The organism is Janthinobacterium sp. SUN120, from assembly GCF_030397735.1.
GTDB classification, from domain to species: domain Bacteria; phylum Pseudomonadota; class Gammaproteobacteria; order Burkholderiales; family Burkholderiaceae_D; genus Janthinobacterium; species Janthinobacterium kumbetense.
Genome location: NZ_JAPUBW010000002.1, coordinates 733,594 through 749,129, shown reverse-complemented (window position 1 = coordinate 749,129; position 15,536 = coordinate 733,594). Strand labels below are relative to the sequence as shown.

The window sequence follows — 15,536 nt, the reverse complement described above, 5'->3', positions numbered from 1 at the left end:
GGTGAGGGGGACGCAAAAGGTTTACAATGTCGGCACTTCAACCGGACTACTGACATGACCCAACGCCTCATCCTCGCCTCCAACAACGCCGGCAAGCTCAAGGAATTCAACGAGCTGCTCTCGACCATCGGTTTTTCCGTCCACGCCCAGGGCGAGTACGCCGTGCCGGAAAGCGACGAACCATTCCACACCTTCGTTGAAAACGCCCTGCAAAAGGCGCGCCACGCGTCGCGCCTGACGGGCTTGCCGGCGCTGGCCGACGATTCCGGCGTGTGCGTCAATGCGCTCGGTGGCGCGCCCGGCGTGTATTCGGCCCGCTATGCCGGCGAGCCGAAATCGGATGCTGCCAACAGCGCCAAGCTGATCGCCGACCTGGAGGCGCATGCCGACAAGTCCGCGTACTACTATTGCGTGCTGGTGTACGTGCGCCATGCGGACGACCCGCAGCCGGTGATCGCCGACGGCCGCTGGAATGGCGAGATGATTGCCGCGCCGCGCGGCAACGGCGGCTTCGGCTACGATCCGCACTTCTTCATTCCCGCGCTGGGCAAGTGCGCGGCCGAACTGACGTCCGATGAAAAGAACGCGCTGTCGCACCGTGGCCAGGCCCTGCGCGCGCTGGTGGAAAAGCTGCGATGATCCCGATCAAACTGGTGGGCGCCGTTGCCAAGTCGGCAGCCAAGCCCCATACCGCTCCCGCACCGCAGGAAGGCATTTCCGGCGCGGCCGGGGCGGCCCTGAAATACCTGCAGCCGGGCGCGCTGAACCTGACGGCTTTGCCGCCGCTGTCGCTGTACATCCATTTCCCGTGGTGCGTGAAGAAATGCCCGTATTGCGACTTCAATTCGCACGAGGTGCGCGGCGACTTGCCGGAAGCCGAATACCTGGCGGCCCTGCGCCTGGACCTGGAAATGGCGCTGCCGCTGATCTGGGGCCGCAAGATCCACACTATCTTCATCGGCGGCGGCACACCCAGCCTGATGTCGGCGGCGGGCCTGGACCGTCTGATGTCGGACGTGCGCACCTTGCTGCCTCTGGAGCCCGATTGCGAAATCACCATGGAAGCCAATCCTGGCACCTTCGAAGCGGAAAAATTCAAGTCCTACCGGGCCAGCGGCATCAACCGCCTGTCGATCGGCATCCAGAGTTTCAACGGCCGCCACCTGCAGGCGCTGGGCCGCATCCATGACGACAACGAAGCGCGCCGCGCGGTGGAGATCGCGCACGCGAACTTCGACAATTTCAATCTCGACCTGATGTATGCGCTGCCCACGCAAACCCTGGCCGAGGCGCAGCAGGACCTGGAAACGGCGCTGTCGTTCGCGCCGCCGCACCTGTCGCTGTACCACCTGACTTTGGAGCCGAACACGCTGTTCGCCAAGTATCCGCCCGTGCTGCCGGACGACGACGAGAGCGCCGATATCGCCGACATGGTGGCCGCGCGCGCGGCGCAGGCGGGCTATGGCCGCTACGAAGTGTCGGCCTACGCGCAGCCGGGCCGGCAGGCAAAGCACAACCGCAATTACTGGGAATTCGGCGACTACCTGGGCATCGGCGCAGGCGCCCACTCGAAGATTTCGTTTCCGCACCGCGTGCTGCGCCAGGCCCGCTACAAGCAGCCGCGCGCCTACATGGACGCGGTATTGGCCGGTAAGCCGGTGCAGGAAGAGCGCGAACTGGCGCGCGAGGAAATGGGGTTTGAATTCATGCTCAATACCCTGCGCCTGACGCAGGGATTTTCGCCGAACCTGTTCGCCGAGCGCACGGGCCTGGCCCTCAACGCCATCGAGCAGCCGCTGAACGCGGCCGAAGCCAAAGGCTTGCTGTACCGCGACCACCAGGTCATCCGTCCGACGGCGCTGGGATTGTCCTTCCTGAACGACCTGCAGCAGATGTTCCTGGAAGACTGACTGCCTTATGACGCCTGCTAATGCGCGCTGGCGGCGCGCAGGCGCTGCAGCTTGGCCGCGTACAGGCCGTGTTCGCTGCGCGTGGTGCTGTTGTCCATCGCCAGTTCCAGCTGGCGTCCGGCCTGCGCCAGCTGGCCCATGCGCGCATATGCCTGCGCCAGCCAGAAGTGGAATTCATGGTAGTAGGGGTCGCGTGCGATTTCGCGCTTGAACAGGCGCGCCGCTTCCTGGTAGTCGGCGTTTTCCATGGCGCGCTGGCCCAGGTTGAAGAAGTGGAAGGGCGGCTCTGGCTGCAGGGCCAGCAATTTGCGCCGCAGCAGCTGCGCTTCGCCCGCGCGTCCCAGGCCGTCGAGTGCCTGCGCCAGGTTGGACAGCAGCACGGTGTTCGATGGCGAGCGTTCCAGTGCGTAAGCGAGCGTGCGCCGCGCCGGTTCGGTGTCGCCGTGGCGCAGCTGGATGATGCCCAGCGTATTGAAGGCGCCCGCAAACGTGGGGTCTTGCAGGATGGCGGCGCGCGCATACCAGTAGGCTTGATCGAGCTCGCCGCTGGCCATGGTTTCGGCGGCGCGATTGTTGAGATACATGGCCAGGATGGTCGCCTCGCTGATTTGCTGCGTGCGCTGGCCGGCGAGGTCTTCGCCTGGCAGGAAGTCGATGAGCAGGATGGCATCGGCGTCGTAGCCGACGGTATTGCTGACGGTACGGCGTTCCAGCGCGAGATTGACATGGCCGGCAACGAAATACATGCCGCCGCTGCGGCTCCAGCTTTCCTCTCCCAGGACCAGCTGGTAGTGCACATCGAGCCCCATTTCCTTGGCCAGCGCGGCCGTCATTAACACCAGCGACAGGCAATTGCCGCTGCGCGCGTCGAACGCCTCGGCCGCCGTGCGCGTCATGGCGGCATCGTATTCCAGCTGCAGCCCGGACCTGTTGCGCAGGGCCTCGGCCAGCGCGCGGCGGGGATTCTTGTTGCGTGCCTCGCGCGCGACATCGACACGCAGGTAGTACCGCATGGTCTCGCTCATGGCGAACGCCTGTTGCGGGGCGACCGGCACGGCGGGTGCGGCAAAGCTGGCATCGTTGAACAGGTCGGGCGGAGGCGGGGTGGCGGGTGTCGTGGCGCAGCCGGCAATGGCTGCACATAGCAGCAAGGGGGACAGGAAGCCCAGGCGCAGCTGTGCGCTGACGCGGCGGATACATTTCATGTTCGTGCTCCCGCAGAACGATGTCAGGCGCAACACGTATTGCTGCCGGTGGTGCGCCATGCCACCTGAAACAAGTATCCTCGCGCGCCAGGGCGCTGTCAAACCCTTTTGACTGGCGCCGCCGTCAGCCTTAAAACTCTTCCCAATCCTGCTCGCCCGCCACCTGCGCCTGGGGCTTGTGTGCAGGAGGTGCACTCCTGGCCGCGCTGCCTGGCTGCCTGACGGGTGTGCTCCTGGCCGCCGGCTTGGCCAGTTGGGCGGCGGCCGGCCGCGCGGCGCGTACCGCCGCCGCCGCGGCCATGTGTTCGAGCTGGAAGCCGGCCGCCACTTGCGCCAGGCGCGCCGCCTGGTCCTGCATGCTTTCGGCGGCGGCCGCCGCTTCCTCCACCAGGGCCGCATTTTGCTGCGTCACCTGGTCCATCTGCGCGATGGCCTGGTTGACCTGGTCGATGCCCATGCTTTGCTCGGCGCTGGCGGCAGTGATCTCGGCCATGATGTCGGTGACCCTGCGCACGCTGTCGACCACTTCGCCCATGGTGTTGCCGGCCTGCTGCACCAGCCGCGTGCCGTTGTTGACCTGCTCCACCGAGTCGCCGATCAGGGTCTTGATTTCGCGCGCCGCCGCCGCCGAGCGCTGCGCCAGGCTGCGTACTTCCGTGGCGACGACGGCAAAGCCGCGTCCCTGTTCACCGGCCCGGGCCGCTTCGACGGCCGCGTTCAAGGCCAGGATATTCGTCTGGAAGGCGATGCCGTCGATGACGCCGATGATGTCGACGATTTTTGTCGATGCCGTATCGATGGCGCCCATGGTGTCGACCACCTGGCTGACGATGCTGCCGCCCCGTTCGGCCACGCCGGAAGCGGCCACCGCCATCTGGTTGGCCTGGCGCGCATTGTCCGCATTCTGCTTCACGGTGCTGGTCAGTTCTTCCATCGACGACGCCGTCTCTTCCAGCGAACTGGCCTGCTGTTCCGTGCGCGCCGACAAATCCTGGTTGCCGGCGGCGATTTCGCCCGACGCCGTGGCAATCGCATTGGTGCCCGTCTGCACTTCCGACACCACCTTGCGCAGTGCCTCGTTCATGCCGTGCAGCGCGCGCATCAGGTCGCCGATTTCATCGCTGGCAGGCGTGCCGAAATGCGTGCGCAAGTCGCCGTCCGCCACCGTTTCAGCCACCTTCACGGCGGCCTTCAACGGTTGCGTGATCGAACGCGTGATCAGCCAGGCGCAGACGCTGCCCAGGGCCACCACCAGCGCGCACAAGGTCAGCAGCAGGGTGAAGCTGCGTTCGTTGGCTGCCTCGATGGCTTGCGCCGTGGCGTCGATGGCCTGGCGCTGCTGCGCCAGCAGGGCCTTGACGTTGTTCTGGTAATTGGTGGCGGCCGGCGCAAAGCTGTCGCGGTAGGTGCTTTCCGCCTGCGCCGCATTGCCCGCCTTGCGCGCATTCATGACCAGGGTCTTGGCATCCTGGTATTTGACGCGCTCGGCGATGGACGACTTGAAGATGGCTTTTTCTGCATCGCTGTCGAGCAGCGCCTCGATTTTCTTCAGCAGTTCGCTGCCCTGTTTCGTGCTGTCGGCGATGGTGTCGGCAAACACGTTCGACAGGGTTTCATCGGTGCTCCTGGCGATCATCGAGGTGCGTGCGATGGCCGAGTAAATCAGCACGTACCAGTCCGATACGAGGCGTTCCTTAGCCAGCGGCTTTTCCATCATTTGCCGCGTCGCTTCGGCATTCACGTGGGCGCTGTACAGCGCGTACGAGGTGGAGATCACGGACAGCAGCAGCACCAGCGCGAAGCCTGCAGCCAGGCGCGTGCCGATACGAAGGTGGGAGAGGGCGTGCATGGTCGGAACTCCTGTCGCAGAGGGATTGAAGGTTGCCTGTGCGACATAGTATGCACTGATAAGTGACCAATAGGCGAGGGAAAAGCGCGCTTGTTTTGGCGCCTGTTGCAGTCTCGCCCGTGCTACAGATCGAGCGCCTGGCGCAGGTCCGGCTGCTCGGCCCAGCGTGCGAAGGCGGCCGCCATGCGCTCGCTTTCCGCGATGGCGCGGCGCCAGTCGCGCATGCGCGCCGCGTGGTCTTGCCCGTAATGGGCGAAGTCGCGCCGGTCCGGCAGCTTGCCGTTGGGCAGGCTGGCCACGAAGGCGGGCGAGGGCGAGACGAGGATCATGTTGTCGAGCGCGCTATCGCCGCTGCGCGCGCGGCGCCAGGGCATGGCCTTGTCCAGCCAGCCCGGCACGATATGGTCGGCAAAATGCGGGTACAGCACCAGGTCCGGTTCGCGCTGGTAGGGCAGGTGCAGATGGTAGTCGACCAGGCCGCCATCCCAGTAGCGCCCCGGCGGCGCGCCGGCGATGTCCGTGACCGCGTCGAGCACCAGCGGGATGGAGCCGGAGGCCAGCAGCGCGTCGCGCAGGTTGTCTTGCGCCAGCGGCACGAAATGGGACTGAAAGGCGTCGAAGCGCGAGCGCAGCCAGCTGGCGCCGTCCGGCCCTGCATGGAACACCGCGCGCTCCAGCGACGCGGCCAGGCGCGCGCGCGCCACGGCATTGCCGGCGGCCGCCAGCAGAAAGCCGCGCCGGTCGCGCCATTTGCCCGGCTGCGCCAGCGCGCCGATGCCGCGCACGGCCAGCACGGACAGGCTGTGCTGCGCGTGCTGCAGCAGCTGCGCATCCTGGCCATCGAGGACGGCGTCGAGCAGGGCGCGGCAGGTGCGGCTGACGTGTGCCGCATCGGGTTTGTCGGGGTAGCGCTGGCCCACGTATTCGCGCACCAGGCGGCGCTGCGCTGCCACCGGGTCGGGAAATACGGCGGCGGCCATGCGCCAGGCGCCGATCGAGGCGCCGACGAAGTGGCGCGGGCGCGGCGCTTGCGCCAGGAAGTCGCCGAACAGCCAGCAATCGAACTGGTGCAGGATCAAGCCTTTCGGCCCGCCCGCGGCGGCAGGGACGATGGCGACGTCAAGCGCGCGCAAGCCGTTGTCGGCAATGCGTGCGCGGGCGCGGCGGCCCAGGCGGATGGTGATCGGTGATTGCATGCGTAGTTGTTGACGGCGTATGGCCAGCTATTTTACCGCCAGCGTGGCGTCACGACACAGTCGCGCTCGTTATAGTCACATTGTTAGTATTAATAAATTTCTTTAAGGCAACCATTCTCTTGAGAAATGTTGCATAATATTGGACGTTGAATTTTTGGCATGTGCCAAGGATTCCTTATGTCTTGCTTTTTTATCGGAATCGTATGCAACTGAATCACGCTTTTGTTTTGACCCTGATCGCCGGCTCTCTCGTTGCCTGTGGCGGTGGCGGCTCGTCCTCCCCAACTGACCCGGTAGTCGCCGTGAATCCACCCGTGACGCCTGTGGCACCTGTTGCCCCGCCAGTGGTGCCTGTTGCGCCGCCAGTGGTACCTGTCACGCCGACGGCCACTGGCGAAAACACGGGCACCGTCAGCGCCCGTTTCGTCAATGGCGACAACAGCCGTTTCATCTTTACGTCGATCGGCTTGCAGAGCAGTGGCAAGGCCAGCCTGGTGGTACAGGATGCCTCCGGTGCCTTGAGCACTATCGGCGGCATTTTCCTGACGGGCAACCCGTCCGTGACGCGTGAAATCAGCGGTGACGCCGCCTTTGCGCAGGGCCGCTGGTTCAAGGGCGCGTTCAGCTATAGTTCCGGTGCCACGACCTTGACCGGCAACAATGCCAGCGCACATTACGTCGCCTATAACGTGCTCGCCGCACTGCCAGCGACTGGCACGTTGACCTGCGATGCGGGCGCGTTCACGGCGCCGAGCTATACGGGCGGCAACAGCGTCTCGTCGAGCGCTTACTTCGGCACGGCCAGCGGCACGGCCAGCGTCTCGTTCGATGCCTCCGGTGCCAAGGTGGCGCTGTCCATCGACGCCAGCGCCGGCGGCAGCACGGGCAAAGTAACGGCTTCCACCAGCATGGGCTCGGCGGCGTCCAGCAGCATCACCGGCAACTATCTGTCGAGTGGTACGGGAGCGCAGCTGATGCTGGGCGACGGCGGCGCTGGCCGTTATCTGCTGATTGCCGCTTACAAGGCGCAGCTGGCGAATGGCGCCAATTACCAGGGCATGGCGACATTCCGCTGCTCCTGATCGCGCGGGCATGAAAAAGCGGCATCCGTGCACTGCACGGCGCCGCTTTTTTTTCGTCCGTCGTAATTATCGCGATTAGCGCAGTGCCGCGATCATCTGTTTCAGCTTGCCGGAGTCGACGCAGAAGGCGCGGATGCCTTCGGCCAGTTTTTCCGTCGCCATCGCGTCTTCATTCATCATGAAGCGGAAAGCTTCTTCGTTCAGCGACATTTGCACGATGTTGGTCGATGGCGCCGCTTCGGCGCTCAGCTTGCGCTCCACCGGCGCATCGCTGTCGGCCAGCTTTTGCAGCAGGTCGGGGCTGATGGTGAGCAGGTCGCAGCCGGCCAGTTCGAGGATTTGCGACGTATTGCGGAAGCTCGCGCCCATCACCTCGGTCTTGTAGCCGAACTTGCGGTAGTAGTTGTAGATGCGGCGGACCGACTGCACGCCCGGGTCTTCCGCGCCCATGTAGTCGATGCCCGTCGATTTCTTGTACCAGTCGTAGATGCGGCCGACGAACGGCGAAATGAGTTGCGCGCCCGCTTCGGCGCAGGCGATGGCCTGGGCCAGCGAGAACAGCAGGGTCATGTTGCAGCGGATGCCTTCCTTTTCCAGAATGGCGGCGGCGCGGATGCCTTCCCAGGTGGAGGCGATCTTGATCAGCACGCGTTCGCGGGCAATCCCCGCGTTCGAATACAGGGCGATCAGGTCGCGGCCCTTGGCCACCGTGCCTTCCGTGTCGAACGACAGGCGCGCATCGACTTCGGTGGAGACGCGGCCGGGAATGGTTTGCAGGATTTCCACGCCAAAGGCGATCAGCAGGCGGTCGATGATTTCCGCGGTGGAGGCATTCGGATGGTCGCGCACGGCCTTCTTCAGCAGCGGCTTGTATTCATCCTTTTGCACGGCCTTCAGGATCAGCGACGGATTCGTCGTCGCATCGCGCGGCGTGTAAGCCTGGATCGATTGGAAGTCGCCGGTGTCGGCCACCACGGTAGTAAATTGCTTCAGTTGTTCGAGTTGGTTCATGGCTGCACGGGAAAGAGTGAATGGGCTTGCCGGAGTATTGTACCGAATCCCTTGCCCGAAGCAGCGACTATTGTCTTGCCCGCGCACTCCTTGTTCAATTGAATCTTGCTTTTTTAAGAACTCGCGCATAATTGCCTGGACTTGTTTATTTTGCACATTGTTTTGACAAGTAATGTGCGATGCCACTTTCCAGATGAAGAGCATCCTTTGACACAAGATATCGTTAGCGCGGTAGCCGCCTTCAATGGCGCGACGCGCCTGTATGCATTGGCCATCGGCGACGATGGCCAGGACAGCGGTTTGCTGGTCGAAGCCTTTGCCGCCGATGAACGGCTGCAGGAGCTTGGCGTGCGCGAGATTATCGCCTTGTCCACGAATGCCGATGTTGCGCTGGCCTCCTTGCTGGGACAGCCGGCCAGCCTGCAAATCAGCCTGGCCGACGGCACGCGCACACAGTTTTCCGGCTATATCAGCGCAGCGGCCATGCTGGGCAGCAATGGCGGCCTGGCGCGCTACCGGCTGCGCATCACGCCCTGGCTGTGGTTGCTGACGCAAGTGCGTAACAGCCGCGTCTGGCAAGATCGGAGCGTGACGGCCATCGTCGACGAGGTATTGCAAGCCTATGCGCCGCTTGCCCTGTGGCAATGGAGCGACGAGGTGGCGCAGTGCATGGAGCAGGCGGGAGAGCGCAGCTATTGCTGCCAGTACCGGGAATCGGACTTCGATTTCGTGCGCCGGCTGCTGACGGAAGAGGGCATCGCCTGGCGCTTCGACGAGCACACACTGATTTTGTTCGCCGACAGCAGCCAGCCCTGCGCCACGCCCGAGGATGCCAGCAGCGCGCAAGGCGGCGGCTTGCGCTTTCATGGCGCCAGGGCCGGCGAAGCGAGCGACAGCGTGCAGGCGTTGTGCGCGCGGCGCAGCCTGCACGTCGGGCTGAGCAGCGTGCTGAGCTACGATTACAAGGCGAAGAAGGTGGTCGCCGCCAGCGTGCCGACGAATATGGCCATCGGCGGCAAGCATGCGCCGGTGCTGGAAAGCTACGATACGCCGGGCCAGTACTGGTATGCAAATGGCGCGCAGGCACAGCACTATGTCGCGTTGCAGATGCAGGCCCGCGAAGCGCGCGCCCAGTTGTGGCAGGCGCGCTCGACGGTACGCACCTTGCGCGCCGGCACGCGGTTTACCCTGACGCAGGGACCGTTGCCGCAGGCCGATGGCGCCGCGTCCGACTATGTCGTGCTCCGGGTGGCCAGCATCGGCATCAACAACCTGCCGGCGCCCGCCTCCCAGGCGCTGGCTGAGCTGTTCGGCCCAGTGCCCGAGCTGCTGGACGAAGCCATGCCCGGGCTGGGCGACGGCTTTGCCGACTTTGCCGCCGCGATTGCGCAGGCGCAAGCCAGCGGTTACGCCAACTGCATCGAGATGATCGCCGCGGCGACGCCATGGCGTCCTGTGCATGGCGACAACGACGCGCGCCACCATCCGGCACCGACGGCCCGCGGCAGCCAGAGCGCCATCGTCGTCGGCGCCGACGGCAGCGCCAGCGCCAGCGCCAGCGGCGGCAGCGAGATCCATTGCGACAAGCTGGGCCGGGTGCGCATCCGTTTTCACTGGCAGCAGGAGGGCGGCGCCACCTGCTGGGTACGCGTGGCGCAGCGCTCGGCAGGCGGCGGCATGGGCAGCCAGTTCCTGCCGCGCATCGGCCAGGAAGTGCTGGTGCAATTCCTGGAAAACGATATCGACCGCCCCATCATCGTCGGCGCCCTGTACAACGGGCAGGGCGAGGGCGGCGTCGCGCCCTCGCCGGGCGGCATCACGGACAAGCCCGCGGATGCCAGTGTCTTCGAACCGGCGCGCGACCATGCGCCGTCGGCGCAGGGCAACGTGGCCGGCGGCAACAGCCCGGTCTGGCATGGCGCGGCCGGCGGCAGCGCCGGCCACCGCAACGGCGCGGCGCAATGGGGTATCCGCAGCAAGGAATTCGGCGCCGCCGGCTACAACCAGTTGCTGTTCGACGATACCGACCAGCAGGGGCGCATCCAGCTCAAGAGCAGCCATGCGGCAAGCGAACTCAATCTTGGCCACCTGATCCATGCGGCCGACAATTACCGGGGCAGCCTGCGCGGCACGGGCGCCGAGCTGCGCACCGACGCTTACGGCGCCGTGCGGGCCGGCGCCGGGCTCCTGATTTCCAGCTACCTCGTCAACCACGACGCGCAGGCGCGCGATCCGGCCGGCGACAATGCACCGGGCATGGTCTTGCTCAAGCAGGCGGCCAAGCTGGGCGCAACCTTCAGCGACGCCGCCGTCACGCACAAGACGGTCGCGTATGCCAGCCACCTGGGGCCGGCCAAGGCGAATGCCAGCCTGCTCGACGAAAAGGCGTCGCCCTTGCCGGCGTTTTTGACGAGCGTCTCCGGCATGCTGAGCCAGGACGATACGGCCGCCGCCAGGCGCGACGCGGCGGGCAAGCCGACCAGCCCCGGCGATGACAAGTTGCCGCACAGCAGCGACGCCATCATCGCCATTGCCGCCCGCGCCGGCCTGGGCGTGCTGGCGGGCCAGGATATCCAGCTGGCGAACGGCGAAACCACCTCCTTGATGAGCGGTCTGGACACTCAGTTCGTCGGCGGCGGCCAGTTGCGCGTGCACAGCGGGCAGGCCATCGGCGTCCTGGCCGGGGTGGTCAAGGCGGGCGAGAACAATATCGGCCTGCAATTGATTGCCGCCAAACAGGCCATCGACCTGCAGGCGCAGGCCGACGTGCTCAACGTGCAGGCGCGTGAGGAAGTCAACATCGTCAGTGCCACCGCGCACATCGACTGGGCGGCGGCGAAAAGCATCCGCCTGTCGACGGCGGGCGGGGCGAACATCACGATCGAGGGCGGCAACATCACCGTGCAGTGTCCGGGCAAGATCACGGTGCATGCCGGCAAGAAGAGTTTTATCGGGCCGGAACGGCTCGCTTATCCATTGCCGGCGCTGCCTGCCAGCGTCTGCAAGGCGTGCCTGCTGGCGGCGTTGCGTAGCGGCAGCCCGTTTGTCGCGCCCACGGCAGCCTAGAAAAGGAATCCTGATGTACTTTGCCATCGATCTTCCTGACCCTGCGGTTCCAGCGCAGATCGCGCAGCAAGTGCAAGCCTTGCGTGCGGAAGCGGCGGTGGCGAACGGCGGCCAGCCCTTGCACTTGCTGGCGCTGCTGGACGGCGCCTGCGAAGAGGAGTTTTTCACCAAGCGCTACCCGAGCCGCTTGCGGCGCCAGTCGCTGTATGCGCACACCTCGCTGCAAAACTTCAAGAGTGCTGCACCGCATTTAATGGCGGCGCCACAGGCAAGCAGCGAGCAGGCCGAGTGGCTGCAGCGCCTGTTCTCGCTGTGCGCGGGCAAGCCCATGCTCAGCATCATCGCCAGCACGCTCGATATCGACCGGCTGGAGCAGCATCTGCGCCCCTATTTGATTGCCATCACGCCAGACACCGTCGAATGGCCTGTGCGCTGGGCCGATAGCCGCACATTGCCGGCCTTGCTGGCGGCCTTGACGCAAACCCAATATGCGCATTTGCTGAGCCCCATCTACCGCTGGTGGTCGGTGCAGCGCGATGGTTCCCTGATCAGTTGGCAGGGCGAGGCGCAGCCCAGTCCCGTCCCGGCGGAGTTTGACAAATTTCCACTCAGTGACGCCGCCTTTGCCGCCTTGGTGAATATCGCCGAAGCCGACGCCATCCTGGCCAATCTGCATGATGTACAGCCGGACCTGTTTCATTCCGGCACCCCGGCCCAGTGCCACGCGCGCGTGGCGCGTCATTTACTAGTGGCAAGCGCCAGCGGCATCGAGGCGGCAGGCCAGCGTCAGCATTTCAGCGCCCTGGCCTTGATGCTGGCCGATGATTTCACCTTGCATCCTGCGATGGCCAGCCTGTTGCGGCGGACGCGCCAGGGGGCGAATTACCTGTCCGAACTCGACACGCTGCCCGACGATTTCTGGCAGGCGCGCTCGGCTGCCTAGCCTTGTTCCTTCAACTGCCTATTTTTATAAAAGGAAAATCATGAAATGGATTATGTATCTTGGCACGGCCTTGCTGCTGAGCGGCTGCGCCCTCAAGGCCAGGCAGGCTGAGCAAGTTGGCCCAAGTCCTACCGCGACGGCGCAGGTGGGTATTGTCAACCATACGGGGAAGTATATTTATTCCGCGTCAGTGGATGGGGCGGGAGGAGCCAATATGGCCAGATGGGGGGCGGGGGGGGCAGAAATCTGTTGCGCCTCTATCCCGAGAGTGTGGTATCCGGGAATGATGGTTCTGGTGCGGTGGGATATGCCAGAAGAACATACGCATATTGTCAAAGAAAAAATGGTGGAAGTGGAAAAATACGATGAAACAGGAAGTATTTATATCCATTTTTTTCCAAACGACGAAGTTAGGGTTGTGGTTTCAGTTTATCCCGGATATAGCACTGCTCATCCAATACGTCACTATGGAAAGCCGGGAAATATCAATCCTTAGAGGTTTATTGCGATCAATGAAACTCCACTCTTGCACATTTTCCTGGTTTTTCTTAAACCATTTGCGACGCGTGGGAGTTCTATGTTTTCTATTGTCATATGTGGCAGTAAAATGAAAAATGGCGTAGCATTTTTTATAAGGTGCAAATGATGAAATGGATTATTTATCTTGGTGCGGCCTTGCTGCTGAGCGGCTGCGCGTTTAAGGCCAGGCAGGCTGAGCAAGCTGGCCCAAGTCCTACCGCGACAGCGCAGGTGGGTATTGTGAATCATACCGGGAATTTCATTTACTCCGCGTCGGTGGATGGGGCCGGAGGTGCGGATATGGCCAGATGGGGGGCGGGGGGAGCAGAAATCTGTTGCGCCTCTATCCCGAGAGTGTGGTATCCGGGAATGATGGTTCGGGTGCGGTGGGATATGCCGGATGGACTAAAACATATTATTAAAGAAAAAATGGTGGAAGTGGAGAAATATGATAGGCCAGGAGATATCTATATGCATTTTTTTTCCAATGACGAGGTGAGAGTGGTTGTGTCAAATGTGGACGGCCATAGTAAAAATCATCCTATTTTTCATTCCGGAAAACCTGCCAATATTCCTTGATATTATGATCAGCGAAACTCCCAATTCCGCACCGTTTCCCGTCGATTTTTTTTTGAACCCGTCGACGAAAGAACAATCAAAAATTGCGAAGGAGGCATGTGCTAATAAAGATGGCGCGCCGTGCAGTATTCCAGTGAGGGTTGGGCTTTTCTTTGATGGAACCAATAATAACTTGGAACGCGATAGAAATGGGGTTAGAACGGGCGTGCTCGACCCTAAAACAAAGAAGCCTATTCCTATAAGTAATGCTGTAGTTGACGCCAATAGCGCCAGTCATAGCAATGTGGCACGGCTATTTTCGAGTTTTCCATCTGATAAGAGGGATGCCGGTTATTTTCGATATTATATTCCTGGCGTGGGAACGCCATTTAAGGAAATCGGTGAGTTGACTGAATCGGACGAAGGGAAGGCATTTGCCAAAGGGGGGCAGCCGCGCATTATATGGGGGCTGTTGCAGGTTATAAATTCATTGCATGCAATTATTGATGGAAAAGGAAATCCATTATATAAAGATGATCAAGCCGGCGAGTTCGCACGTACTTATGATAATGCCGTAGGCCACAAAAAGGTACCGCATCCCTTAACCGGCAGGGAACGCTTCATGACACACTCGGACTGGTTCGCTGAGCATATCGAAAAGTTAAAAGCCGCGATCGCGGCACAGCCGAAACCGCATATTCCATCGCTGACCCTGTCCGTATTCGGTTTTTCGCGGGGCGCCGCCGAGGCGGTGGCGTTTTGCCAGCTGTTTGCCGATTTGCTCACGCCACGCGAAGGTAAGGTGCAGGAGTTTGCCGGCATCCTCGCCAGCATCGATTTTCTTGGCGTATTCGACACGGTGGCAACCGTGGGCAGTTCGGCGTCTGTCGCGAAAACCACGATCGCGCCTGGCGCGATGTTCGATGGCCATTGGGCCTGGGCCAATGAATTGCTCAAGCCGCTGCCTCGCTGCGTTCAGGCAGGCCTGCATTGCATTGCCACGCATGAGCAGCGCATGAATTTCCCCGTTACACGCCTGGAAGGGAAAATCGAGGAAGTGTATTTTCCTGGCGTGCACTCCGACGTGGGAGGCGGCTATGGTCCGGGCGAGCAGGGAAAGGGACGCGGCGGACAAGCAGCCTTGTTGTCGCAAATCCCGCTGGCGCATATGTTCAAGGAGGCGCGCCTCAAGGGAGTGCCTTTGATACCGTTTAGCGAACTGGAGGCAACGGACCGAGATGATTTTCAGGTCAGTCAAGAGCTTGCCAAGGCATGGGAAGCATATACCGCCGAGCTTAACAAGCAAGGCGCCTTGCTGAGCAAGCATATGGAGCTGTATTACCGCTGGCGCGCCGTGCGCGTCAAGACCCTGGAAGCCACGGCCAGCTTCAAGGCGGCCAACGCGCAAGAGCGGGAGGATCTGGGTTCCTACAACCGTTTGCTGGCAGGCGATCTGGAAGCGCTGCGCGCACGCAAAGCCTTTCGTCATGGCGATGAGGATAAACCGTTCAGCGCCCGGGATATTGCGCGCATCAATCACTGGCAATACTATCGCGCGCAAAATCATACACCGCTGGATGACTGGGAAGCTTGGGCGCTCGACATATTCGATCACCCCAAACCACTGCCGCCCGAAGTGATGCGTTTTTTTGACGACTATGTACACGATTCCCTGGCCGGATTCTATATGGCGGGCGAAGTGACGGAATACGACAAGCGGGCCAAGCTCGCCTCGTTCGCCGATAAACCGCCTGAAGAAGGCTTTTATAAACGCGCGTATGAACTGAGCCGGAAGACCGAAGCCGCGCAACTGAAACAGAAGAATGGCGAAGCATTGACGCCGGAAGAGGAGACGCTGGTCAAGGAAGCGCAGTACGGCACTCCCTATCCGATCCGTACGGATGCCGACAGCGCCGACATGCGCAGTGCGGTGATCACCACGCAAACCTATACGCGTCGCGAGGGTGGCGGCTATATCTTGCGCCGTGGCTACTACCCGCAAAGCGGCTTTTTCCGGAAAAGCGTGCACGAGAAGGAACTGCAACGCATGCCGACGGCCGGCATCCAGGCGGAAGAAACACCCGAAAAATTCGTGTGGAGTGAAAACTTAACACAGGATATTGCGCAAGCCAAAGCCGATGAAGAGATTTACCTGGCGCAGCAGCGCTATGCAACGCGGATCGAGGCGCTCGCATAG

The 15,536-nt window shown here is 62.4% G+C and carries 12 protein-coding genes; 8 read left to right on the top strand and 4 right to left on the bottom strand.

Annotation, left to right across the window (positions count from 1 at the left end):
- Positions 1 to 54 precede the first annotated feature (54 nt).
- Positions 55 to 639, top strand: coding sequence for an RdgB/HAM1 family non-canonical purine NTP pyrophosphatase (gene rdgB, locus O0879_RS13040; RefSeq protein ID WP_099666881.1), 585 nt, complete (start codon positions 55 to 57; stop codon positions 637 to 639).
- Entirely contained in the window at positions 636 to 1,910 is a 1,275-nt protein-coding gene (gene hemW, locus O0879_RS13035; RefSeq protein WP_289916828.1) for a radical SAM family heme chaperone HemW, read from the top strand. Before rdgB ends, hemW begins: the two co-directional genes overlap by 4 nt.
- Before the next feature lie 17 nt (positions 1,911 to 1,927).
- On the opposite strand, the gene O0879_RS13030 is transcribed toward hemW, so the two are convergent.
- The 3 genes from O0879_RS13030 to O0879_RS13020 all read right to left on the bottom strand — a co-directional run bounded on the left by O0879_RS13030 (position 1,928) and on the right by O0879_RS13020 (position 6,160).
- Positions 1,928 to 3,115 carry a tetratricopeptide repeat protein gene (locus O0879_RS13030; RefSeq protein ID WP_289916827.1) on the bottom strand — a complete coding sequence of 396 codons (1,188 nt, stop codon included), beginning with the start codon at positions 3,113 to 3,115 and terminating at the stop codon, positions 1,928 to 1,930.
- A gap of 130 nt (positions 3,116 to 3,245) precedes the next feature.
- On the bottom strand, positions 3,246 to 4,964 hold the full coding sequence (locus O0879_RS13025) for a methyl-accepting chemotaxis protein (protein ID WP_289916825.1): 1,719 nt from the start codon (positions 4,962 to 4,964) through the stop codon (positions 3,246 to 3,248).
- Between the two features lie 122 nt (positions 4,965 to 5,086).
- A complete protein-coding gene (locus tag O0879_RS13020; protein ID WP_289916823.1) occupies positions 5,087 to 6,160 on the bottom strand; it encodes a patatin-like phospholipase family protein in 1,074 nt (357 codons plus the stop codon).
- A gap of 203 nt (positions 6,161 to 6,363) precedes the next feature.
- Between O0879_RS13020 and O0879_RS13015 the strand changes: the two genes are divergently transcribed.
- On the top strand, positions 6,364 to 7,242 hold the full coding sequence (locus O0879_RS13015; protein WP_289916821.1) for a hypothetical protein: 879 nt from the start codon (positions 6,364 to 6,366) through the stop codon (positions 7,240 to 7,242).
- Between the two features lie 75 nt (positions 7,243 to 7,317).
- Here the strand turns inward: O0879_RS13015 and tal are convergent, their stop codons facing one another.
- The gene (gene tal / locus O0879_RS13010; protein ID WP_289916819.1) at positions 7,318 to 8,253 is read right to left on the bottom strand and encodes a transaldolase; all 936 of its coding nucleotides are present in this window, start codon (positions 8,251 to 8,253) and stop codon (positions 7,318 to 7,320) included.
- Between the two features lie 207 nt (positions 8,254 to 8,460).
- On the opposite strand from tal, the gene O0879_RS13005 reads away from it, so the two are divergent.
- From O0879_RS13005 to O0879_RS12985, 5 genes are all read left to right on the top strand, one after another.
- Positions 8,461 to 11,319 (top strand): type VI secretion system Vgr family protein, encoded by a 2,859-nt coding sequence (locus O0879_RS13005; protein ID WP_289916817.1) that lies wholly within the window; start codon positions 8,461 to 8,463, stop codon positions 11,317 to 11,319.
- Between the two features lie 13 nt (positions 11,320 to 11,332).
- On the top strand, positions 11,333 to 12,262 hold the full coding sequence (locus O0879_RS13000) for a DUF4123 domain-containing protein (protein WP_289916814.1): 930 nt from the start codon (positions 11,333 to 11,335) through the stop codon (positions 12,260 to 12,262).
- A gap of 40 nt (positions 12,263 to 12,302) precedes the next feature.
- Positions 12,303 to 12,758 carry a DUF3304 domain-containing protein gene (locus O0879_RS12995; protein ID WP_289911161.1) on the top strand — a complete coding sequence of 152 codons (456 nt, stop codon included), beginning with the start codon at positions 12,303 to 12,305 and terminating at the stop codon, positions 12,756 to 12,758.
- A gap of 146 nt (positions 12,759 to 12,904) precedes the next feature.
- Positions 12,905 to 13,360: a DUF3304 domain-containing protein gene (locus O0879_RS12990; RefSeq protein ID WP_289916813.1), complete on the top strand. Its 456-nt coding sequence runs from the start codon at positions 12,905 to 12,907 to the stop codon at positions 13,358 to 13,360.
- Entirely contained in the window at positions 13,296 to 15,536 is a 2,241-nt protein-coding gene (locus O0879_RS12985) for a DUF2235 domain-containing protein (protein ID WP_289916811.1), read from the top strand. Before O0879_RS12990 ends, O0879_RS12985 begins: the two co-directional genes overlap by 65 nt.